This window comes from Paenibacillus sp. FSL F4-0236 (assembly GCF_038000135.1).
Lineage (GTDB): Bacteria > Bacillota > Bacilli > Paenibacillales > Paenibacillaceae > Paenibacillus_AQ.
Genome location: NZ_JBBOBK010000001.1, coordinates 2,062,226 through 2,086,277 on the forward strand (window position 1 = coordinate 2,062,226; position 24,052 = coordinate 2,086,277).

The 24,052-nt window shown below is 43.3% G+C and carries 21 protein-coding genes; 12 read left to right on the forward strand and 9 right to left on the reverse strand.

Features of this window, described 5'->3' with window-relative positions; translation table 11 throughout:
- The first annotated feature begins 165 nt into the window (after positions 1–165).
- From NSQ29_RS09440 to NSQ29_RS09460, 5 genes are all read left to right on the forward strand, one after another.
- Positions 166–828, forward strand: a complete 663-nt coding sequence (locus NSQ29_RS09440) for a chromate transporter (RefSeq protein ID WP_341124881.1) — start codon at positions 166–168, stop codon at positions 826–828.
- An 11-nt stretch (positions 829–839) separates the two neighbouring features.
- Positions 840–1,373 carry a chromate transporter gene (locus tag NSQ29_RS09445; protein ID WP_341124882.1) on the forward strand — a complete coding sequence of 178 codons (534 nt, stop codon included), beginning with the start codon at positions 840–842 and terminating at the stop codon, positions 1,371–1,373.
- A 36-nt stretch (positions 1,374–1,409) separates the two neighbouring features.
- Positions 1,410–2,387, forward strand: coding sequence for a formylglycine-generating enzyme family protein (locus NSQ29_RS09450; RefSeq protein ID WP_341124883.1), 978 nt, complete (start codon positions 1,410–1,412; stop codon positions 2,385–2,387).
- A gap of 39 nt (positions 2,388–2,426) precedes the next feature.
- Positions 2,427–3,260: an AraC family transcriptional regulator gene (locus tag NSQ29_RS09455; RefSeq protein ID WP_341124884.1), complete on the forward strand. Its 834-nt coding sequence runs from the start codon at positions 2,427–2,429 to the stop codon at positions 3,258–3,260.
- A gap of 106 nt (positions 3,261–3,366) precedes the next feature.
- The gene (locus tag NSQ29_RS09460) at positions 3,367–4,764 is read left to right on the forward strand and encodes a sulfatase (RefSeq protein WP_341124885.1); all 1,398 of its coding nucleotides are present in this window, start codon (positions 3,367–3,369) and stop codon (positions 4,762–4,764) included.
- Positions 4,765–4,835: 71 nt separating this feature from the next.
- Here the strand turns inward: NSQ29_RS09460 and NSQ29_RS09465 are convergent, their stop codons facing one another.
- Genes NSQ29_RS09465 through NSQ29_RS09475 form a run of 3 tightly spaced genes read right to left on the reverse strand, consistent with a single transcriptional unit; the run spans position 4,836 to position 8,270 of the window.
- Positions 4,836–6,614, reverse strand: a complete 1,779-nt coding sequence (locus tag NSQ29_RS09465) for a cache domain-containing sensor histidine kinase (protein ID WP_341124886.1) — start codon at positions 6,612–6,614, stop codon at positions 4,836–4,838.
- Positions 6,601–8,040, reverse strand: coding sequence for a response regulator (locus NSQ29_RS09470; protein WP_339265253.1), 1,440 nt, complete (start codon positions 8,038–8,040; stop codon positions 6,601–6,603). Before NSQ29_RS09470 ends, NSQ29_RS09465 begins: the two co-directional genes overlap by 14 nt.
- A 35-nt stretch (positions 8,041–8,075) precedes the next feature.
- Positions 8,076–8,270 (reverse strand): hypothetical protein, encoded by a 195-nt coding sequence (locus NSQ29_RS09475; protein ID WP_341124887.1) that lies wholly within the window; start codon positions 8,268–8,270, stop codon positions 8,076–8,078.
- A 20-nt stretch (positions 8,271–8,290) separates the two neighbouring features.
- On the opposite strand from NSQ29_RS09475, the gene NSQ29_RS09480 reads away from it, so the two are divergent.
- The 5 genes from NSQ29_RS09480 (at position 8,291) to NSQ29_RS09500 (ending at position 15,406) form a co-directional block, all read left to right on the forward strand.
- Positions 8,291–9,259, forward strand: coding sequence for an ABC transporter permease (locus NSQ29_RS09480; RefSeq protein WP_341124888.1), 969 nt, complete (start codon positions 8,291–8,293; stop codon positions 9,257–9,259).
- 24 nt (positions 9,260–9,283) lie between these two features.
- Positions 9,284–10,183: a carbohydrate ABC transporter permease gene (locus NSQ29_RS09485; RefSeq protein WP_341124889.1), complete on the forward strand. Its 900-nt coding sequence runs from the start codon at positions 9,284–9,286 to the stop codon at positions 10,181–10,183.
- Between the two features lie 57 nt (positions 10,184–10,240).
- Positions 10,241–11,872 carry an extracellular solute-binding protein gene (locus NSQ29_RS09490; protein ID WP_339796339.1) on the forward strand — a complete coding sequence of 544 codons (1,632 nt, stop codon included), beginning with the start codon at positions 10,241–10,243 and terminating at the stop codon, positions 11,870–11,872.
- Positions 11,873–11,995: 123 nt separating this feature from the next.
- Entirely contained in the window at positions 11,996–13,891 is a 1,896-nt protein-coding gene (locus NSQ29_RS09495; protein WP_341124890.1) for a family 20 glycosylhydrolase, read from the forward strand.
- A 15-nt stretch (positions 13,892–13,906) separates the two neighbouring features.
- On the forward strand, positions 13,907–15,406 hold the full coding sequence (locus tag NSQ29_RS09500; protein ID WP_341124891.1) for an arylsulfatase: 1,500 nt from the start codon (positions 13,907–13,909) through the stop codon (positions 15,404–15,406).
- A gap of 81 nt (positions 15,407–15,487) precedes the next feature.
- Here the strand turns inward: NSQ29_RS09500 and NSQ29_RS09505 are convergent, their stop codons facing one another.
- Positions 15,488–16,942: a sulfatase family protein gene (locus tag NSQ29_RS09505; RefSeq protein WP_341124892.1), complete on the reverse strand. Its 1,455-nt coding sequence runs from the start codon at positions 16,940–16,942 to the stop codon at positions 15,488–15,490.
- A 153-nt stretch (positions 16,943–17,095) separates the two neighbouring features.
- Between NSQ29_RS09505 and NSQ29_RS09510 the strand changes: the two genes are divergently transcribed.
- Positions 17,096–18,841, forward strand: coding sequence for a glycoside hydrolase family 35 protein (locus tag NSQ29_RS09510; RefSeq protein WP_341124893.1), 1,746 nt, complete (start codon positions 17,096–17,098; stop codon positions 18,839–18,841).
- Between the two features lie 139 nt (positions 18,842–18,980).
- The gene (locus tag NSQ29_RS09515) at positions 18,981–19,370 is read left to right on the forward strand and encodes a hypothetical protein (RefSeq protein WP_341124894.1); all 390 of its coding nucleotides are present in this window, start codon (positions 18,981–18,983) and stop codon (positions 19,368–19,370) included.
- 82 nt (positions 19,371–19,452) lie between these two features.
- Here the strand turns inward: NSQ29_RS09515 and NSQ29_RS09520 are convergent, their stop codons facing one another.
- The 5 genes from NSQ29_RS09520 to NSQ29_RS09540 form a co-directional block, all read right to left on the reverse strand.
- Positions 19,453–20,481, reverse strand: a complete 1,029-nt coding sequence (locus NSQ29_RS09520; protein WP_341124895.1) for a serine hydrolase domain-containing protein — start codon at positions 20,479–20,481, stop codon at positions 19,453–19,455.
- A gap of 45 nt (positions 20,482–20,526) precedes the next feature.
- A complete protein-coding gene (locus NSQ29_RS09525; protein ID WP_341126745.1) occupies positions 20,527–21,354 on the reverse strand; it encodes a MerR family transcriptional regulator in 828 nt (275 codons plus the stop codon).
- A gap of 130 nt (positions 21,355–21,484) precedes the next feature.
- On the reverse strand, positions 21,485–22,492 hold the full coding sequence (locus NSQ29_RS09530) for an alpha/beta hydrolase family protein (RefSeq protein WP_341124896.1): 1,008 nt from the start codon (positions 22,490–22,492) through the stop codon (positions 21,485–21,487).
- Entirely contained in the window at positions 22,476–23,156 is a 681-nt protein-coding gene (locus tag NSQ29_RS09535) for a GNAT family N-acetyltransferase (RefSeq protein WP_341124897.1), read from the reverse strand. The genes NSQ29_RS09530 and NSQ29_RS09535 overlap by 17 nt, the downstream gene beginning before the upstream one ends.
- On the reverse strand, positions 23,153–23,929 hold the full coding sequence (locus NSQ29_RS09540; RefSeq protein WP_339265233.1) for a helix-turn-helix domain-containing protein: 777 nt from the start codon (positions 23,927–23,929) through the stop codon (positions 23,153–23,155). The genes NSQ29_RS09535 and NSQ29_RS09540 overlap by 4 nt, the downstream gene beginning before the upstream one ends.
- Positions 23,930–24,052: the final 123 nt, after the last annotated feature.

Below are 24,052 nucleotides of genomic sequence, written 5' to 3' on the forward strand. Positions count from 1 at the left end.
TAGGATGAACTAGTAAGATCGTTTTTTATAAAGTTTGTATTTATTAACATTAATATAGTATAACGCATAAACCATAGATTGTATTTTACCGTTCAAAAAACTTAATTCCATTTTGGGAAAAAGTGATATAATGAAATTACGACAGAAAATATAAGGGTGGAATCCATGAGAACAACTATGAAAACAAATGCGACGACGAATACAGACCTAAGGATAAGTCTATTGTTCCAGTTGTTTTGGGTATTTGTTCGAATCGGTCCCGTAACTTTCGGGGGAGGTTATGCGATGATCCCTATGATCGAACGGGAAATTTCCACTAAACGGAAATGGCTGGCTGAAGAGGAGATGGATGAAATTCTATCTTTAGCTGGCGCAGCACCAGGTGGGGTAGGTGTAAATGCGGCGGCATTCATTGGTTATCGTCTTGCTGGAGTGAAGGGTGCGATTGCTGCAATCGCTGGGATTACGATTCCAACCTTTATCATTGTTTGTTTGCTTAGCGCCGTTTACTCACAACTGGCCGACCAACCAAAAGTTATTGCCGCCATGAAGGGGATTCATGGTGCTGTTATTGCCTTGATCCTAGTAGCAGCATATCGAATGGCCAAGAACGCTATATTTGACAAGACTACGGCTGTTACGGTGTTGCTTATACCGATTGTTTTATTAGTTTCCGGAATCAATCCCATTTACGTGATCGCAGTTGGATTGATTATCGGTTTTGTATATATGCCAATCAAACAGCTCTTAGGGCTCCAAGTTCGGACAGAGAAGGATTCCTTGAAAGCTTCTGATGAAGAATCGAACTATCCGGAGTATTACATCTAGGGGGAAGCGATGTGATTTGGAATTTATTTTTTATCTTTATAAAAATTGGACTGCTCTCCTTTGGAGGAGGGTACGCCATCATTCCGATGATTCAGCATGAAGCTATGGCTGGTGGTTGGTTATTTGAAAGGGAATTTCAAGAGGTAGTTTCCATCGCAGGGATGTCACCGGGCCCTGTTGCAACGAACAGTGCAACCTTGATTGGATATCGTGTAGCCGGAATAGAAGGAGCGATTGTGTCCACATTAGGCATGGTTCTGCCTTCATTAATCATCATCATTGTTATTTCCATCTTTTTTTATCGGGTGAGGGACAGTCAATGGATTAAAACGTTATTTTATGGTTTGCGACCAGTGATTACAGGCTTGATTGCCTATGCTGCGATTCGATTTGGATTAAATAGCATGGAACACGCTTTCATTAGTTGGCAGACCATTGGCACGTTGATCATTGTATTCGCTGCACTTTATGGTTTAATGAAATATAAGCTGCATCCACTCACCATTATCGTTGCCTCGGGCATTCTTGGTGTAGCCTTTTTTTAGACAGAGCCGGGACGATCCCAGATTGGAGGTAAGTACATGTCAGAGAATATACGGGCTTGCTGTTCAGCTAGTCGAAATCAAGTCGAGAAACAAGGTTCCATCGATGTTTGTAAGGAGAACACAACTATCCAAAGACCAGAAGGGGATAAGGATTTCTCGGACATGATCCTTATTCCTGGAGGCACTTTTCTTATGGGGACGGATGACAAAGAAGGGTTCCCCGCAGACGGAGAAGGTCCCGCTAGGAATGTTACCTTATCTCCCTTTTTGATTGATGCAACGGCAGTTACGAATAAGCAGTTTGCTGCTTTTATCAAGGAAACAAACTACGTTACAGATGCGGAGCGTTTCGGTTGGTCTTATGTGTTTCATTCTTTTGTTTCCATGGAGACAGGGAAAAAGGTGATCCAAGTAGCTACTCAAACTCCCTGGTGGTGGGTAGTAGAGGGCGCGAATTGGTGTCATCCGGAAGGTCAGGATTCTCATATAGACGAACGCCTTGATCATCCGGTGATCCACATATCTTGGCATGATGCTGATGCATATTGCAGCTGGGCCGGCAAACGTCTGCCTACGGAAGCAGAGTGGGAGTATGCCGCACGAGGGGGTCTAGTTCAGAAACGATATCCTTGGGGGGACGAATTAAAACCGGGCGGTGAGCATCGCTGCAATATTTGGCAAGGAAAGTTCCCTGATAAAAATCATGCCAGCGACGGTTATGCAGGTACGGCACCTGTGAAATCCTATCTCCCTAACGGATATGGTCTTTATAATATGTCAGGAAACGTGTGGGAATGGTGCGAGGATTGGTTTACTAAGGCTTATCATTTAACTTCCGAATCCGAGAATCCGAGAGGCCTGGTACGTGGTGTAGCAAGGTCGATGCGCGGAGGATCGTATTTGTGCCATAAATCTTATTGTAACCGTTATCGGGTGGCGGCCAGGAGCAAAAATACACCAGACAGCTCTGCAGGAAATATTGGCTTTCGATGTGCGGCGGATTATACCGGTTGAGAATACATAAAGACTACTACATTAGAAGGAGGAACTTCTTTGTCCTCTATCATTCATAGTCAGTTTGATATCACCGTGCTGGACGTCATAAAAATTCAATATCAGAAGCGGGTCTTATTCGATTACGTCCAGTCTTGTTATACCGTCTCTTATATCCAAAAAGGTGAGGTATTGACGACATCCTCCGAGGGAGAATATGTTGCTTCTGCCGGAGACGTGATGATCCACCGTCCTAACGAGCCTTTTAATGTGATCTCCAAAATGGAAGGCGTACATTATCTGTTTAATATTAACGCAAAGGTGCGAGACGGAGATGACTTCTTCAAGTTATTCCCGCTAGGCAAGGTGATTCGGATTCGGGATCAAAGCGAATATGAGCGAAGGTTTGACGAGCTGCGAAGCCTGTGGTTGCAGGAGGAGGAAGATTTCAGAAATGTTCAGGTCGGTTCATTGGCATTTTTTCTCCTTTATGAAATTATGGAGAGCACCAAGCTTGGCGGGCGCCGCTCATCACGAGATCCCTATGTCACGGACCGCTTTAACGAGGCGTTGAAATATATGGAGGAGAGACTTGATCAGGAGATTAGTAGAGAAGAGCTTTCCAAGCTATATCATATGAATCCTGTTTATTTTAGCCGGGCGTTTCAGAAAATATATAAATTGACACCTATGCAAATGTTACGAAAATTACGGCTGCAGCAAGCTAAACAAATGTTGGAGTATACGGATTATACCATCGAGCATATCTCCCAGAGATGTGGTTATTATGATGCTTCGCATTTCAGTAAGGTATTTCGTGGCGAATACGGCAGGGGTCCGGCAGAGTACCGAAAAAGTATCGAATATACAAAAACAAACATCGCTACTCCATAGCGGAGCTTTCCATATTCATTTACTCTATAAGCATGAGCAGATCATTCTGAACTGCCCGAATCGATGCGTAACCATTTCGATTAAAAGGAAAGGCAGGTTATAACTCATGAGAATCTTGTATTTGGATTTGGATTCGCTTCGCCCGGACCATCTGGGATGTTATGGCTATCATCGGAATACCTCCCCGAATATCGATTCAATCGCTAAAGAAGGTGTCACCTTTACCAACTACTATTGTTCAGATGCGCCGTGTCTACCGTCCCGTTCTGCTTTAATGTCGGGACGATTTGGCATTCATAATGGGATTGTAGGACATGGCGGGACCGCTGCTGATATGCGTAGAGAAGGGGCGAAACGCGAATTTAATGACCGGCTGGGAATGGAGAGTCTTCCCGCTATATTAAGGCAAGCAGCCATGAAAACCGCGTCGATTAGCACCTTCGCCGAACGGCACTCGGCCTGGACCTTTAATGCCGGTTTTCAAGAAGTGTTCAATGTTGGTGGAAGGGGGCATGAGACGGCAGAGCAGGTACTTCCTGTGGCACTTAAATGGCTTGAGGATAATGGGGAGTCCGAAAATTGGTTTCTGCACCTGAATTTCTGGGATCCGCATACGCCTTATCGTACACCCGAGAGCTACGGTAATCCGTTCGAGAAGGAGCCTTTACCTGATTGGATCACGGAAGACGTGTTTGAGCTTCACCGGAGTAAAAAGGGGCAGCATAGTATTGAAGATATGAATGCACTCGCGAAATCGCATTATCATCAGCATTTTAGGCATCATCTGGAGATAGAGAATCGTGATGACCTGCGAGTTATCTTTGACAACTATGATGCTGGAGTTAAGTATCTGGACGAGCATCTCGGGAAAGTATTTTCTAAGCTCAGAGAACTTGGCGTGATGGAAGATACGGCTATCTTGATCTCAGCGGATCACGGAGAGAGCCTGGGCGAGCTAGGGATTTACTCCGAGCACGGCACGGCAGACGAGGCGACTTGCCACATTCCGATGATTATTCGCTGGCCAGGCGGCAAGAAGGGAATAGTGGAGGATGGGCTACATTATCACCTTGATCTCGGACCGACATTAGCAAGCCTTCTGAATTTGAAAGGGGCTCCTTCTTGGGATGGTGAAAGTTATGCTGATACCATTCTGGAGGGACAATCAGGAGGGCGTGAGTATCTCGTAATCTCACAATGCGCGCATGTGTGTCAACGCAGCATCCGATTTGAGGATTGGTTATATATACGCACCTATCATGACGGACACCATGGATTTCCGAAAGAAATGTTGTTTGATTTGAAGCATGATCCTTACGAACAACATAATCTCGCCGAAGTGCGTAAAGACATTTGTATGAAGGCTGTCTATCTGTTGAATGAATGGCATGACAACATGATGAGCTCCATGGACTGTGATATCGATCCATTATGGACGGTACTTATGGAAGGTGGACCCTATCATGCGAAAGAGTATGCGAGCTCATCCTCACAGGATGCTTAGCGTTGTCCCTTTGAATGAGGAAAGAAAGACAACTGAGAAGGAGGCTGCCCCTGAAAGGGCAACCTCCTTTTTTATTTTCTGGCTTCTTGCTGATCAATTAAAGCCCCGGGAAGCCTCAAAACGGTTTTCGTCCCGCTACCTTCCTTACTGTACAGCAGAACGCCGCAGGGATCACCGTACTTAAGATTTAGACGGTTGTTGACGTTTAGGAGCCCGATATGATCACCGGATTCTATGTTCTTACCAGCCAGCAGCTCGGTTAGCTGTTCCAGTCTCGCAGCAACGATGCCTACACCATTATCTTCTACAGCGATTTCAAGCAGTCCCGCTTCGCTTTTCTCTACTGTGATCAGCAAGACTCCCTGACCTTGAGCCTCAAGTCCATGACCAAGCGCATTTTCGACAATAGGTTGAAGGATCATTTTAGGTACGGGAATGTGTAACCATTCCTGTGGACAGAACAGCTTGTAACTGAATTTGTCAGGGAAACGGCCTTGGTAAATCCTCACACAAGATTCTGCGATTTTCAGCTCTTCCCCAAGAGTTACCTCCTCCTTGCCTTTGATGCTGTACTTGAGCATTGTGCTTAAGGCGGTAGTCATTTCGTAGATTTCCCGATTTCCTTTTACGATCGCAACGCCTTTGATTGTATCTAAAGTATTGCTTAAGAAATGGGGATTAATTTGACTTTGCAAATACGAGTATTCGGCACGTTGCTTTTCCAGATCTGTCTGGTAAAGCTGGGTGTTTGCATCGATTAATTGGTCCGTCAAATGGTGAATCCGCGTTGTCATATCATTGAACTGTCGAGAGATGATTTCAATTTCAGCATAGCCTTTTAAATCGACCTTGTTGTTCAATATTCCTAGACTTCCGCCTTTTAATTGATTCATATAGCGCATAAGCCTAGACAACGGTCTTAAGAGATTCATCATGAGTACAGAGTAGGGAATAGAGACGACCAATAAGATTAATGCTAGAAGAGCATAGCTGACCTTCTTTAATTTCTCCAGTTCTTTCATTAAATTATGGACAGGAACAGCGGTTATAATTTTTCCAGAGATCTCCGGTAAGATAAAGGACTGAATTGCATATTTCTTTCCGTTAACTGTTTCGACGATTGACTCTCCATCCCTTCCAGTTGCCCGAGTTTGAAACTGCTGGAGCATGTCCTCCAGCTCATCACTATTTGAGTAGATCAGCCCTTTATCATCCATCATAAAAAAGCTGGTTCCGACTAATCGAGGGTACTCTGAAATTTCAGTTTGAATAGCCTTCATATCCACAATAACTGCGATGTAGCCAATTTTTTCGCCATATAGGGACGTGTCACCTGAAGCAAAGATGTTCATCCCGAACAGTAATTTTCTCTTGTCGATGACCTTGTCTGGAGGACTGTATCCGCGATAATGAACGATTCCATCATCCCCAGCCGTCTTCATAAGATCGACAGCATATTTGGTTCTTCCCGCTAAGGAAATACGAGTGTTAGAGCTACCGATAACAATAATATCTAAAATGTCCGTATTCATATTTCGCGCGATACTCAATAGCCCCTCTACCTTTTGGGATAGGTCGTAGCCTCGAAGCTTATCATTCTCGACTAGGAACTTTTGGACGGTCGAATCGTATCCTACATTCATCATCATGGAAGAAACGTTGGCATAGTTGTTAGAAATCCGTTGCTTGAGAAGGGAGACCAGCTCCGTATTGTATTGCGTATTTTGATTAATGATGGTCTCGCTTGATAGTTGGTAGACTCGTGAAACGATGATTGGGATAATGGCAACAATAAATAAACCAAATAACAGAACCTGAGTACGGATGGATAATCTCTTAAATGTCTTCATTGCTTTGTTCCCTATATTGCGTAGGTGTCATTTTGAGATGCCGTTTAAAAATTCGTGTGAAGTAGAAATAATCCTGAAAACCGCATTTCTCACCGATTTGGTAAATGGAAAGGTCGGTCTCGACCAGCATTTTACAAGCGTATTCAATTCTTAATCGACTGATATGTTCGATGATGGTCTCGCCGACTTCTTTCTTGAATAATTGGCATAAGTAATTTGGACTTAAGAAAAACTGATTGGCTAAATGTTGAATCGAGATTTCTTGATTGAAGTGGTTGCGGATGTACAACATGATTTCTTTGACTTTGTGGTTTGAAATTCGTGAAATATCAGTTTCGTTTCTGTTCATAAAAATATCAAGCGTCATAAGAATCAAATCATCGATCATAGCTTCAGCCGTACCGTATCGATAATAGAGCTGTTCATATCCTTCAAAAAAACGGCCGTTAACCCGAGTCCCTTCCCGAGGAAATAAGTAGAGGATCGATGTGTAGAGCAAATAGGCTTCTTTAATGGTGAACGTTCCCTCTTTGAATAATTTCTTTATCGATTCCATGGCTGCTATAAAACCGAGCCGGTCTTTATTATGAAGAATCCGGGAGATCTCTTTGAGCTTTTCGTCGATCGGTATTTCCTGTTGTGGATTCACGCGATAACATCCAGGCATCCCCGTTGCAAACATACTGAAAGCAGCATGAGAAGCGGATTCTAAAGCCGCATCCAGTTGATGTATATCCGAAATAGGAGGACCGATCCCGACCCCGCATTCTTGCACAACCTCTGTATGTTCAAGACCCCGAAGGAAGACTTCGTATTGGCACTCTTCCAATAAGTAACCATGACGTCGGCGACTCATCGGGAAGACCAAGGAAGAGAATTGCCCGACATCTGCGGGCGAACTTAACCCTTGGATAACAATGGGGATATGAGGGCGATCTTCCGACAAGGGTATTCGCTTCTCGTCCAACCGTAAGCTGATTCGTTCAAGATCTCCGGAACAAACCGCTTCATATAGTTCGAAGTCATGGACAGGGCTTTCTTTAACCACCTTCGATTCGTGTTGCTGGGCTATTCGGTTAAGCATTCCTTCGATTTCTTCGATTTCAAAAGGTTTCAGGCAGTATCCGAACGTGCCATAATTCATCGCTTTTTGTGCATAAGCGAACTCTGCATGTCCGCTGAGTACGATGAAAATTGTATCAGGTGCGATGGCTTTACCACGTTGAATGAGCTCTAGCCCATTCATTACAGGCATTTTAATATCTGTTAGAACAAGGGTGGGGCGAAGCGATTGAATTAATTGCAGGGCTTCTTGCCCGTTTTCGGCATCGTCGATCACTTCAAAGCCGTATTTCTTCCAATTCACTCCTGCTTTAATTCCCTCTACAATCCACTTCTCATCATCTGCAATAATCACTGAACGCATAAGTGAATCCCCCTTTCTATATGGAGCTCTTAGATTTATCCTAGCGATTGTGGATCAAGGGGGGTATGGACTATCTTACGCTCACTATGTCCGATATTACGTGTCACAGGAAGGTCACCCACAAAGGTGTGAAAAATCCACATGACCGGAGTTGTATCCTCTATACAAGATAATTTACACTCCCGATATAATTTACCATATAAATCGCTTACAAGCATAAACAATCTCATACAGAAAGGTGGGGAGAAGATTGGCTGATTCTGTAACCGCTCGTACGCCTAAGCGAAGCTTAAAGACTCGTGCTCCTAAGCAAAGCTTAGGAAAAACGATTTTACAGTACAAGTATTTTTACCTCATGGTTCTACCGGTGTTAATCTGGTACGCCCTCTTTAGCTATGCTCCCATGTACGGTGTAACGTTAGCATTCAAATCATTTGATTACAGTAAGGGGATCCTGGGAAGTCCCTGGATTGGCTTAGAGAATTTTCAAACGCTGTTGACCGATCCCGATTTTCGCAGGGCATTTTGGAATACGGTCATTATCAGCTTGATGAAGCTGATCACTCATTTTCCGATGCCCATTATCCTGGCGATTGTTTTATATGAGTTTTCCAGGACAAAAATGAAGCGGTTTTTTCAGACGATCCTGACGTTTCCACATTTTATTTCGTGGGTAGTGCTGTCAGGGATTATCATCAATATTTTAAGCAAGGACGGGATTTATAACCAGATCATCATGTTGTTTGGCGGGGATCCAAATTCTCCGCTTGTAGATGAAAGTGCATTCAGACCTGTTCTATATATCACTCATGTGTGGCGAGAGTTCGGTTGGGATTCAATCATTTACTTAGCGGCGCTTGCAGGGATCAATCCTGAGCTGTTTGAAGCGGCGGAAGTGGACGGAGCGAACCGGTTTCGCCGTCTGTTAAACATCGCATGGCCGGGCTTGAAGAGTACCGTCGCAGTTTTGTTAATTCTTCAAGTTGGACAATTATTGACGCAAGGTTCGAGCTTCGAGCAAATATTCAATCTGTATAGTTCACCGGTATATTCGGTTGCCGACACGATCGATACATACATTTATCGGACTTCATTCACGATTGGAGGCGACTTTGGATATATGACCGCCGTGGGTGTCGTCAAGTCCATTATAAGCCTAATCCTTTTATGGGCGGCCAATACGTTCGCTAAGAAGATGGGCGAGGAAGGACTGTATTAATTTGCAGGAAAAGGGGAGAAGCAAGTGACCGACACAACGGTTAAAAAGAGAAAAAAATGGAGTGTCTTCGATATCGTCGCATTCGTGGTTCTGGGGCTTCTAGCACTAATAACATTTTTTCCCTTCTATAATGTTCTTATTATCTCAGTTGCAAAGTTCGAAGCGATTAGTAAAAGCGACTTTTATATTTTTCCGCTTTCGTTTGACCTGTCGGCATACAAGCTGTTGCTTCAGGATATGAAGTTTTGGACTTCGATTTTAAATTCTGTCATCGTAACGGCGGTTGGCGTGTTGTTCAGCATGGCGATCTCTGTAGCGGGAGCATACGCATTATCCAAGCGGGGCATGCCGGGAAGAAACATAATGCTTAGTTTGATCTTGTTCACTATGTTTTTCAATGGCGGTTTAATTCCCTTTTATCTAGTCGTTAAAGATCTAGGATTCGTAAACAATATACTCGTCATGATCATACCCGCCGGTCTCAATACGTTTTACCTGATCATTATGAAAAACTATTTCAACACGATTCCAGAAAGTCTGGAAGAGTCAGCTAAGCTGGATGGGGCAAATGATCTGTACATCCTTTACAAAATCATTATTCCGATCTCTGCCCCATTCATGGCGACCTTTGCTTTGTTCTATGCTGTGGAAAGATGGAATGAATGGTGGTACGCGTTGATCTTTATCAATGACGCTTCAAAGGCCCCGCTTCAGATTTATTTACGTGAGACACTCATTACTTCGAATTCCTTGCTAAGTCAAATGGCACAGACGATGGCCGAGCAGGAGCAGACGGGGAAGGTCTACACACCTGCACTTCAAATGGCAGCAATTGTAGTTTCGAGTATTCCGATTATTGTTGTTTATCCGTTCCTGCAGAAGCATTTTAATAAAGGCATTATGGTTGGTTCGATAAAAGGATAAGAAAGATTTTAAATAGATTGATTCTATCCTAAAATAGTATAAAGGGAGGTTTCAAGCATGCTTAGAAAGAAAATGATGACACTGGCATTATGCATAACTTTATTGGCTTCGGTGCTCACGGCTTGTGGTGGAGGCAATAACGACAAAGGGCAGGCGGCATCAAACGGTGAAGTATCTCCGGATTCTTCTAATTCCACGGACAACCCTTACAAGGATCCAATGACCATTTCTCTTGGTTTCTGGGACGCGGATGCTGAAATTGCTAACATCGAAAAAGACCCGATCGCCAAACAAGTATTAGAAAAATTCAACATTACATTAAAACCTGTCAATATGACCTGGGATGACTATACCCAGAAGATTCAAATGTGGGCTGCTTCCGGTCAATTGCCTGATATTTTCGCGATCGACGCTGTCGGTACGCAATATCAGCGTAAATGGGTTGAACAAGGTGTTGTCAAAGCACTTCCGGATCTTTCCAAGTATCCTAACCTTGCAAAATACTTCGAATCGCCGGACATTAAAGGTTTAGGTGTAGACGGAAAGTATTATACCGTTCCTCGCCGGATGTTCCCGAGTGTCGATTGGAGCGCACTCGATCGTATGGTGTTCTATCGATGGGATCTTGCTCAAAAAGCTGGAATCACTAAAGAACCCGAGACCTGGGAAGAGTTTGAAGCTATGCTTGATGCAATCGTGAAGTCGGATCCGGAAGGAAAGCATATTACCGGTCTTACGACGACAACTACCAAGATGCTGGGCGGATTCTTCTGGTTGTACGGTAACCCGGTTGCCACGAGTGATGGAAGCGGCAGTGACTTTAAATGGATCAAAGAGGACGGTAAGTTTATACCTGCTGTATTTTCGAAAAATGCGCTTCCGGCGTTACAAAACATGAAGAATATGTACGAAAAAGGTTTGATCGATCCAGACATCGCGCTTGTAAAGCCTGCAGAGTCTTATGACAATTTCGTAGCAGGTAAAGCAGCTGCTCTTCTAAGCGGTGGCGGTTTTATAAATTTAAATAGCGATATGTATGAAAAACGCTGGAAATCAGCTTATCCGGATAAAGATATCATGGAGAGCGTAAAGGCACTCAAGCCACTTATTGGACCTGATGGTGAACGCTCACATGCTATTTTTAAAACGTACTGGTCGGAAAGTTATTTCAGCAATAAGGTTGACGATAAAAAGATGGATCGCATCATGGCACTCTATGATTATGTGTTGTCTCCTGAAGGTAAGGACCTGTTGACTTATGGCATTGAAGGTGTCGATTACAAGATCGAAAATGGGCAGAAGGTTGTCATTGAAAAGGGTTCATTAAATGAGAAGTATCCAGCTAGTAGATTTCTAAAAAATTTGGTGGCTTATGAAACTTCCGATAGCTATAACATGGATAACCCGACGATCGCTAACGAAGGGATCCGCAAAGAAGCTGTCGATTATATCGATTGGATTCAGAACAATACGAAGGTTCCAGAATACGACATTCGGTTAACATATTTGTCCACCCCAACAAAGGATAAATTTACTGTGCTGGACCATGATGATCTGCTTAAGATCATGCTTTCCAAAGAACCCGTGGAGAGTTATTGGAATAACATTGTGAACGATTATAAGGCTAAAGGTCTTGATAAAATGATAGAAGAAGTAAATGCGAAGGCCAAAGAACAAGGTATTGAATAATCGATGATAGAGAAGATCCGGGCTGAAGCAGCCCGGATCTTCCGTTTAATGATTTGAAGAAGAACCAAGAATGTGCGGCGCTACTGAGCGCATACTTATAATAAGATTAAGAGGGTAAAGTCTATGATACATAGCATTCACTTGACAGGGTTAACCGAGAAACAGTTAGCAGCTGTTTCAGAAGTAGCGGGAATATTGAGTATTCGAATAGAACGGTCAGGGATTCCAGTAAATTGTAAGAAACAAGGGAAGGGCATTCGAATATCTTACGATGAGATTCAGGCCACTATTGAGTATGAACAGGAACATCAGTTGATCCGGGCACTCAGCCGATTGCTAGAGAATTTACGTCGTGGTGAGAGAGTTGAAATTAATGAAATGCCGGTTTATGAACAGCTAGGTTTCATGGTAGACTGCTCAAGAAATGCTGTTCTTAATCATGAAGGATATAAGGAATTGATTCGGCGCTTAGCGCTTATGGGATATTCAACGGTTCAACTGTATACGGAAGACACCTACGAACTTGAGGGGTATCCTTATTTCGGTTATTTAAGAGGTCGATATACAGGGGAGCAAATTCGGGAGATGGACCAGTATGCCGCGTTATTTGGTATAGAATTAGTTCCTTGTATCCAGACGCTGGCTCATCTGGGTCAAGCATTGAAATGGCAAGCACATGCACCGCTAGTGGATTTCCAAGACATTCTCCTCATTGATGATCCGAGAACTTACGAGTTAATTGATCGAATGTTCGCTTTCATGGCGACCCATGTAAGCAGTCGCCGCATAAATATTGGGATGGACGAAGCGCATATGATGGGACTTGGTAAATATCTAGACAAGCATGGGTATCAAGATCGATCCTCCTTGATGTTAAAACACTTTAGTACTGTTATGGAAATCGCCAGGAAATATGGTTTCCGTACGATGATGTGGAGCGACATGTTTTTCCGTCTGGCCAGTTCCGGAGAATATTACGATGCTGAAAGTCCAATCAGCCCCGATATTGTTAAGCTGATTCCTGAAGATGTTACCTTGATCTATTGGGATTACTATTCGGAAACGCAGGAGAAATACGACGGAATGTTACGCAAACATAAGCAGCTGAATGATCATATTGGATTTGCAGGTGGTGCTTGGAAATGGATGGGCTTCGCTCCAAACAATGAATTCAGCCGCAAAGTCAGTCTGCTGGCTCATGATAGCTGTGTTAAGCATGGAATTCAAGAAGTGCTGATTACCGCATGGGGAGATAATGGTGCTGAAGCTTCCGTCTTCTCGGTTCTTCCTACCCTTCAACTTTGGGCGGAGCTGTGCTACACGGGATGTTTCGTGGAGAATCATGTCAAAGAAAGATTCAGTAGCTGCGTGAAAGGCCATTATGATGACTTTATGGCACTCGATGCGGCTAACCTGGTTCCAGGTAATTCGGCACCGGGGGGATGTTCCATCAATCCGGCTAAATACTTGCTTTATCAAGATATTTTGTGTGGTTTGTTCGATCGACATGTTATTCCTAGCGTGTATTCGAAGCATTATCAGCAAAGTGCGAAAATGCTTGAACAGGCGATTACTCGGAATTCGCCTTGGCAATCCTTATTCTCTGTACAAGCCAGCTTGTGTCGCTTGCTTGCGATAAAGAGCGAAATTGGGATTTCCATACGTGATGCTTATCATCGAGGGAATGTTGAGGAATTGGCTCATTTTACCAAGGTGACTTTGCCAGAACTATCAGATTTAGCCGTTCGATTTATGGATGACTATCGGGTGCAATGGGAGCTGGAAAATAAGGTGTTTGGTCTTGATGTTTTTGATCTTCGTATGGGAGGTATGCTTCAGAGGATTAGGACGGCTATCCATCGAATCAATAGTTATGTCGAAGGGAAAGTGGAACAGATAGCTGAATTAGAAGAGGAGCTACTGACGTTCGACGGTCTCGTTGACGATGACGGCCCAAGGGCGATAAGTGCGAATTTGTGGCACACGATCGCAACACCGTCCGTCATCGCAGGAGTATAAGAAGGGAGTGAGGTTATGATTGACACTAATCTGGACCATCAAAATGGCTCAAAGCGGCCCAACCTTATGCTTATCACAGTGGATCAGATGCGTTTTGATTGCCTGAGCATCATGGGACATCCCGTCGTTGAGACACCCAACCTGGATTCTCTTGCATCAAGAGGGATATTATTTGAACACGCTTACTCAGCTACCCCGAGTTGTATTCCCGCAAGGGCTGCTATCATGACAGGAATGGGCCAACGATCACATGGGCGGGTGGGGTATCAGGATAAGGTTGCATGGAATTACGCCCATACGATTGCCGGAGAGCTTGCTCAAGCTGGTTATCATACGCAGTGTGTTGGCAAGATGCATGTGTATCCTGCACGTAATCTATGTGGATTTCATAATGTAGTGCTTCATGATGGATATCTTCACTACAATCGGGACAAGAGCCAAGCCATATATGATGAACACTATGATCAAGTAGATGATTATTTACAGTGGCTGCGAAGACAAACCAATGCCAATTCGGATATCACTGACTTAGGACTTGATTGCAATGCCTCAACGGTTGCCCGCCCCTGGCAATTGCCGGAATCGATGCATCCAACGAATTGGTGCGTAACCGAATCGCTAGACTTCTTACGAAGAAGAGACCCTGGAAAACCATTTTTCCTATGGTCCTCCTTCGTTCGCCCACATTCCCCCTTGGATCCGCCGCAATGTTATCTAGATATGTACATGGATTTGGAAATTCCTGATCCTCCAGTCGGAGATTGGGTGGACGAGAATGCAGCTTTAAACAGTGCTAAGGATCCAACATCTTCGTTCACTCATTTGCCAAAGCGCAGATTGGATCGTGCCCGTGCCGCATATTACGCACTAATAACGCATCTTGACGACCAAATTGGGAGGTTGATCAATGGGCTGCAGGAATATGGAGTTTTAAATGAAACTTTGATTCTATTTACTTCTGATCATGGTGAAATGATGGGGGATCATCGTTACTTTCGCAAATCTCTTCCTTATGAAGGAAGTGCTAAGATTCCTTTCATAGTGTTTGATCCGGGAGAAACGCTTGGACTTCTTGCAGGCTCCCGGCTTGATTCCATTATAGAGCTTCGCGATATTATGCCGACGTTTCTTGAAGCTGCTGGCGTCCAAATACCAGTTACAGTAGAAGGGCAAAGTGTGTTGCCGCTGTGTAAGGGAGAACAGATAGTGTGGCGGTCTTATATTCATGGGGAGCAAGCCTATGGAGAAAAGTCTCACCACTTTTTAACGGATGGAAGAGAGAAATTCATATGGTATTCTCAGACAGGCGAAGAGCAGTACTTTAACCTAGTGACCGATCCCTTAGAGAAGGTTAATGCAATCGGATGTACTGATAATTTAGAGCGTATACGTGAATGGAGAGAGCGTCTTATTCACGAGCTTGAGGGACGAGAGGAAGGGTTTGTAAACAACGGCGAATTGATTGCCGGACGTCCAATTTCTCATATTCTAAAGGCATCCGAATTGGGGAAATGATCTTAACGAAGGACAACCTGAACATTCAGGTTGTCCTTCGTCTGTTACGGAAAGATTAAGGAGTTTAGCATGTGTTTTGATTTACCAGCTACTCCGGCGCTGAGGCAATGGGTCCTGATCTTGAATCATTCGATGGACGAGCAATTCTACCATCGAACGGCGAATTTCACTATAATCGGGATCTTCAAAACGATTGTGGTTTTCATGAGGATCCTTTTTCAAATCATACAATTCACCGTAGGTCTCACCTGCGAAGATCACCAGCTTATAGCGTGTTGTACGCAAACACTTAGCGTTAATGCCGCGATCATGAGCAATATAAGCGGTTAGGGCAGAATTACGCACATGGGACTCTCTTCCAGCCAGCACCTCCATCTGTGACACACCTTGAATTCCGTAGGGAGTTTTGAGACCTGCGGCTGCAAGCAGTGTGGGGACAATATCAACATGTTCCATTAAAGCAGGGACCCGTTGCCCGGAAGCAATCCCAGGACCGCGTACGATCATCGGGATTCGTGTTAACCCTTCATAAAACCACGGCCCCTTGTAAATTAGTCCATGGTCACCGAGCAGTTCTCCGTGGTCGCTGGTGAAGAGGATGACTACATCATCGTACATTTCTTTTTGACGCCAAGCTTTTATAATACGTCCGATCTGCTCATCAATGAAGGTAATCATCGCATAATAATTTCGAGTGAGCCGTTTCATATGCGCTTCATTAAGAGAATGCTCCTCACCGCCACCAGGCCAATATCCTCCTTGACTCTGACGCAGCAGATGTGGAGGACGAAGATGCACGTCGTCTGCCTCGCTGGCTGGAGATGGAATGTCAGTGTCAGCGTACATATCCGCGTAAGCTTTTGGAGGGTCAAAGGGGTGATGTGGATCGACGAAACTGGTCCATAAAAATAGCGGTTGTTCGGTTTTGTGAGAGAGGATCACATCGATGCTCCGTTCAGCAATCCAGTATGACTGGTGTAGCTCTGGAGGGATTTCGCTCTCCCACACATCGTTTTGAGCATTAGAAGCTCTGTAACGGTCCTTGCTGAAACGTTCTGCCGCTTCAGGGTTGCGCTCTCTAAGCCACTCCATATATTTCCCGATACAATTGTCTTCAGTAATATGATGCTCATCAAATCCGTAGTACGTTCCATCGGAAGCTCTTCCGCGATCTCGATAAACAGGATCTTCATATTCTTGTGAAAAGTCCCCCTTCATTTGTGGACGGAAGTGCATCTTTCCTATACCGATGGTTTTATAATTCGCTGTCTTTAAATGATCGCACAAGGTAAGTTCGTCTTCTCTAAGCGCAGTACCGATGTTCCAAGCACCATGGACATGAGGGTACCTTCCAGTAAAAATGGAGGAACGTGAGGGCGTGCAAACGGGACTAGCGCAGTAAGCTCCAGTGAAGAGCGTGCCTTCTGAAGCAAGCTTGTCAAGCTCAGGTGTCAGTACGGAAGCGTTCTCGATACCTAGTGCATCCGCACGCATTTGATCTGTGGTAATTAACCAAATATGAGTTCTTTTTGACATCCGTAAAACCTCCTATGAATATAGTGTATAGCATCACAAAAGCCTCTAGCAACCAATGAATTCTCCATATATTTCATTAGAATTGTCCATATGGGTTGATATTTTTATTACCTATAATTGAATAGTCTATCTCAATGTTGGAGGAGAAATTATATGCGGAAGTTATCCATATCAGGGGATCATTTTATATTAGACGAACAACCCATCCGGTTGCTTTCTGGTGCGCTTCATTACTTCCGGATCGTTCCGGAATATTGGCAGGATCGTTTGCTGAAGCTGAAGGCTTGCGGATTAAATACTGTTGAAACCTATATTCCTTGGAATTTACACGAACCAGAGGAGGGGAACTTCAATTTTGATGGATTTGCTGACATCGAGGCTTTCGTTAGACTTGCTGGAGAGCTTGGTTTGCACGTGATTTTGCGGCCAAGTCCTTATATTTGTGCGGAATGGGAATTCGGTGGATTGCCAGCTTGGTTACTTGCGGACGATAACATCCAGCTGCGTTGTAATGATAACGTCTATTTATCTAAGTTGGATGCCTATTTCGATGAGTTGCTTCCACGTCTGCGGCCTTTGTTAAGCACTAACGGTGGGCCTGTGCTTGCCCTTCAGGTAGAGAACGAATATGGAAGCTTTGGGAGTGATAAGACTTACCTGCATGATCTAAAAGCAGGAATGATCGCCCGCGGCATGGACGTTCTGCTGTTTACTTCAGATGGAGCTGAAGATCATATGCTTCAAGGCGGTATGATCGACGGAGTGTTCGCCACCGTAAATTTCGGTTCACGGGCAAAGGAAGCCTTTGCTAAATTACGTGAATATCAGCCTACGGGGCCGTTGATGTGCATGGAATTCTGGAATGGATGGTTTGACCACTGGATGAAACCGCATAATACCCGCCCCGAATCCGAAGTAGCGGAGACTTTGGATGAAATGCTGGCTCTAGGAGCCTCTGTTAACTTCTACATGTTTCATGGGGGGACAAATTTTGGATTTATGAATGGGGCAAATCTTTTTGACAAATATGAGCCCATCGTAACCAGCTACGATTATGATACACTGCTGGACGAATCGGGTAAGCCAACTGCAAAATTTTATGAAGCTCGAAAAATTATTGAGAAATACGTAACGTTGCCGCCACTGGAATTACCGCCGTTAATAAAGTCACAAGCTTATGGGGAAGTGTTGATGACAGAAGCAGCACCACTGTTCACTCAGTTAGACGTTTTGTCTCGTCCAGAACGTAGAGCATGTCCCGAGCCAATGGAGAAACTGGGTCAAGATTATGGATTTATCTTGTATTCAACGAAGATCAGTGGACCCCGCAGCAGTACGGAGCTCGTTCTTCAAGAAGTTCGCGATCGTGCGCTTGTATTCGCGAATGGGGCCTTTGTCGGTACAGTTGAACGCTGGGATCCGCGAGGAATTTCATTAGAGATCCCGATTGAGGGACTACAAATCGACATTCTTGTGGAGAACATGGGGCGCGTAAATTATGGCCCTCTGCTTCGTGATCCGAAGGGCATAACCTGTGGCGTTAGACTCGGCTATCAATTTTTGCATGATTGGACCATTCGTTCCTTGCCATTAACAGATCTTAAAGGATTATCATTCACATCGATAGATTGCGAAGAACGTCAGCGGCCCACTTTCTACCGGGGGAGCTTTCAAGTCAGTAAGCCTGAGGATACTTTTTTGCGGCTGGACGGATGGAGTAAAGGTCAAGTTTTTATAAACGGCTTTAATCTAGGTCGTTACTGGGAGGAGGGTCCGACAAAAACGCTTTACATACCGGCACCGCTTTTGCGTCAAGGCGGGAACGAACTAATCTTGTTTGAATTACATGGCGTAATGGAGCCAGTGGTTACTTTTGTAGATACACCTGAGCTCACATGATTTTTAAATATTTAATGGGTGAGTAAGTATCATGATTCTATAGTATGGGTCTGATGATTTTTAATATATAATCAAAACAGCCCAACAATTTATAGGAACTGAAAATGCACGATTAGGGTGGTTTAGAGGAGGATTTTAAATGAGTTATGATTTGATGGCGTTCGAGACGTCTAAAGCACCGCAAGAGAGAGCAGCGTTTATGAAGTGGTATGAGCAGCAAGTGCAGTGGTCGGAAGACCATGCCTATAATGATCCATCAGTTTTATCGGAGGCGCTGCAACGCTTTTATAGTGAGTTGTCCGAGCAATTTCCTAATATGAATGTAGAGGATGAGATTTTTGAGGCGATGGAGGAAGCCGGAACGGATAACCGGTTGACTGACTACTCGCTTGGCACATCCGTCATCTATGCGGCGTTCGCGTATTCCGTAGCGGACCAAGCTTACACGGCGATGCGGGAGTTGGCTATAAAACACAAAGTAGGATTTTTTGATGTAAGCAGTAACGAAGGCGATATTATTTTTCCTTGAAGCAAAGTGATTTAGAGTGTAGACAGCTGGTTGCTCTTCTTGATGTTAATGAAGTGGCAACCAGCGCATGTTTCTAACTTTTTTACTCTATTACAGACGGAATTATACAATCCTTAATCAGAGGCCACCGGTCACGAGGCTGAAGTGTGAATTCTGAGGCGATAGCTACGACAAGTTTTTTTTCTGGAATGCAGCAAATGACATTACCACCATCCCCTAACGCTGAGTAAGTGTAAGTCCCATCTTCTTCGCGTAGCCACCACAAATAACCGTAATGATTAGGGTTCATCGCTGTTGATTCTTCAATCCATGTCTCCGAAATAATCTGATTATTCTCCCATTTTCCACGGTTCAAATATAATAAACCAAAACGCGCCATATCACGTGGAGACAACGTAAGTCCCCATCCTCCTGTGGTGATGCGATTGGGGTCTTCCACCCATCCCTTCACATTTACCCCAAATAAATCATCAAACCCAAATGATTTCATCTCATAATCCGGGATTTCCGTCATGCCGATAGGGCTGAATAATCGCTCGTTAGCAAACTCACGGGCACTTTTTCCTGTGGAACGAGTGATGACAGCTGACAGTAAATGCGCCCCTGCGGTGGAATATTTAAAATCACCAACATTCCCTTGGTGGCCAAGGATATCAAGTGTGTATTTGACCCAGTCGGACGATTTACAGAGTTGCTCCAGTGGCTCGTGCCAGTCTTCAAAAGCATAGGGAGCTGTCATGGTGAGCAAATGGCGTATAGTGATTTCTCGTTTTTGTAGATTGGCAGCAGCATCGTCGGGAACATAGTCGGGGAAAAAATCCAGCACCTCCTGATCAACATGCTTGATAAATCCGGCTTCAATGGCAATACCAATGAGGGCGGATAAGATGCTTTTCGTTACAGAAGCCACATGGTGCAGATCATCCGGGCCATAGTCATTGAAGTATTGTTCATAGGCAATATATCCATTTCTCACCACTACAATTCCGTTTATATTACTATAGTCGGTTTTAATCTTAGCTTCTAGTTGTGAAAGTTGTTCAGCATCCATTCCTAAGGTAGCCGGATCTGAAGTTTGCCAGTCTTTTGTAGGCCAGTAGTTTCTGTGCATATCGATAACTCCTTTAATCAAATTTTGGTGTGAATATGAGTGTGGCTACGATCTTTTCTTAACTGGAAAATACACCTCAGTAACAAGATCCTGAGGATCAGTAGTTTGCGTGGGATCTGTTATATATTTTTCATAGGGTGAGTTCACCATTTCATAACCTTCATTTTCTATCCATTCTGTGAGCTTCGCATAAACCGATGTTAATTCTGAATAAGGGCCCTTATAAACAGACTTCGCACACAGCCCTTCAAGTAATTCCCTCGTTCCGTTTACGATCTCCTCAATAGGTAGGGCAAACTCTGTATCATTCCCAGCAGGATTATATTCCTCACTGTGATAAATTGTTATTGGCGTGCCCAGCAAGGTCAGCTTTTCAGTGGCAATAGTTTCATACAGTTTGCTAAAATACTTACCATATCCAAGCGCATAATCATCACTGCTCAACATTTGACGCGTAAAAAGAATATGCATTGGTTTGGTTTCAACAATTTGCACTTCTATCTTATTTAGGTAGGACATCATAGATATTCCTTTCTCTAAATTTAGAACATCACTATTAATTTGCTTTAACGTATATTCGTAAGTTCGTAGTTTCTCTTGTAGTTTTCTTTTTTTGAGATTTAGGGCTGTACTAAGCTTCTCTTCAAAATGATCCTGCTCCCATCCCAGAATATCTTTGATTTCTTCTAGTGAGAAATGATAAGATTTCAAACGATTGATAAAGAGCATTTTTGTTAGTTGTTTGATGGAATAATACCTATAACCGTTCTCGGGATTAATCTCATCGGGATGAATTAATCCAATTTCATCATAATACCGCAGCGTTTTGGTTGACACTTCGCATATCTTCGAGAATTCTCCTATGGACAGCAACAATCTCATCTCCATTTCTTCGATATTTAATGATATATAGACTTTGAATTTTCGGTGGTTTGTTCAATTCCACTATGCACCTTCCCCTAAGGGTAAAGTCAATAGCCAGACTTCTTATCTGGAAATAGGTTTAATGTTGTGTCTTCACAAATCGGCTTAGATCATCTAAATATTGATCTTCCACCAATTGTCGTGGAAAGAAAACAGCGGTTAAATAAGTCCTTAAGGGGGATGCGGCATTCTTCTTTGACAGCATAGAGTGGTCAGCGTTGGGAAAATAAGAGACGGAGAGCAAGCTGGCAGGTATTTTTTCACGGTAAATACGTTCGGTTTCCTCAATATCTACATTGATATCTTGACCGCCGAGTACTAAATGGACAGGAGCATTGAAGTAACTAAGTTCTTCGGTGGCATCAGACTGATAGTTTTTGGCGATAAATCCCCAGCGTTCCTTAGAAATCAAGTTCTCGGAATGTGCAATACGCAAGTAATCCTCGTAAGATGCTCGTTCGTTAAGTAATTGTAATACTTGAGCATTATAATGTTCTTTCGCTTGGATCTCATTTTCCGAGAAGCCTTCTTGTTTCATTTCTAATCTTGTATCGTATTTACCTTGAGAAATCCAGTTCACCGCAGGCGATACAAGAATACTGAACGCGAGATCAGGAACTTCTTTTACAATCTTGGGAATCACCCAACCGGCCTGACTTGCTCCCCACAAACCAATAGACTTCTTATCAATCATTGGTAAGTTCTTCGCCCAGTTAATCGCAGATATCGTTTCCTGAGCACGATCTTCCATGCTTTGCTCCAACCAGTTACCAGAGGAACCACCAATACCAGGCTTGTTAAGAGACAAAGAAGCATATCCGGCAGATGCGAATTTCTCCCATAAAGGTTTATATCCGTCATCGTATGTGTCATTTATGGGACCATCACCATGAATAAAAACTATCAGCCCTACGTTTCCAGAATAGTGCTGGGGTAGAATTAAAGTTCCTGTTAGTTTACCCTGAGGGGTTTCGATTTCTATCTTTTGCTCATTCATTGCATATGAATGCTGATTTAATACGAATAAGACTGAAGCTGCCATTAAGCCAATGATCAAGCATGCGGTTAATTTAATATTTTTTTTCATTTATCGAGCTCCTAGGATGTAGTGGTAAACGCCTCGTCATGTAATGCCAATTAGCCTCTTTAAAAAGAAGGTGTCTAATCCCGCTATAGTTTGATTGATCGATAGCAAAGTCCATCTGTTGGTACATATGAATAGCTCGTTTATTATTTTTAGCAACATGTAGCGTTAATTTGTCCACTTCGGAGTGACTGTTTACAAAATCTATTGCCCAACTAAGCAACTGCTTACCGATTCCTTTATTACGGTGGCTAGATCGAACGGCCAAATGATCGACATAACATTCTTTTGCGCGAGGCTGATAATTCAAAAAATGTAACCCAACCATTAACTTACATACATTTAGATATCCAAATTTCTTAAATAATTGTGAAAAGGAACTATGGTGAGGTGATATTAATTTACTTCTGTCTGAGGCTCGGCTGTCCTTCCACTTAATGCTGAGCGTACCGACAACCTCTCCATTTTCTTTAGCTACGATTTGTTGTGATGATGCGGACGGTTGATCATGCTTCCAGAGCCCAAAAAGTAGTTCAGCAATATCATCGTCCTCTAGTGAGGTGAGGGAGTGGAACTTACCGTGGAACGCATCCACTAAAAGATTGCACACTGCTCTATGATCTTGTTCTTGGTAGTGAGCGATTGTTATCTTGTTCGGACTTATCATGCTACACCGTCAGGGTCATGCTTAATATTAATTTGGATTTCATAATGAAGCTTGTCATTGTTGAATAGGGATAGATATGATTTTTCCAAAAGGATCAATGGTCCCTGAATTGTATAGTGATGTTGTGTTATATAGTGTTCCAGTTGAGCAATCTCAAGTTCAATATCATGATCATCCGTCACGAAAAATGCTTTATATAAGTAGCTGCCTTTTTCTAGGATGATGTCCGGGAAGTGAGTGCTTTCAAAACATAAGGTTACTTGTTCAGTACCGTATAAATAATGCAGATCTGTTTCAAATAAATGAGTTGGTTGCGGCTTTTTTTCATACAGACTTCGAGCGGTGAGTGACTCATCTTGCTCTATTTCCATCCATTTTTTTAAATGACGAGTATCCAATTGTTTAATGTGATATTTGTCTTCTAGAATGTCGGAGTGCTCGTATTCCTTAAGTACCTTTTGTAAAAACTGTTGCAACAACATTAGCTGGTTTATTTCAGAGTTTATTTTACTTAGAGACTGCTCCAAAAGTTGATGGTAGTCATTTTTGGTGAAGTTATTCATGCTTTTGTTAATCGTACTGACAGGCACGTTCAATTTGCGGAGTAATAGGATCTGGGCCAACTGATAAATCTCATTAATTCCGTACATCCGGTATTGATTGCTATCAGTATAGGCTGGAAATAAAATCTCTTTCTCTTCAAAATATCGGATTTGATGTACGGATACATTCATAAGTTTTGAAAGTTCACCAATCGTAATGTAATGATTCAATGGAGGTGCTCCTAACTATATTGGTATTTGTTGATTTAACTATAAACCTTAGGTCTGACCTAAGGTCAAGCGTGGATCTCAGTTTCGTGTAATCGCTTATCGCCATTCCATTAATTTGTCGAA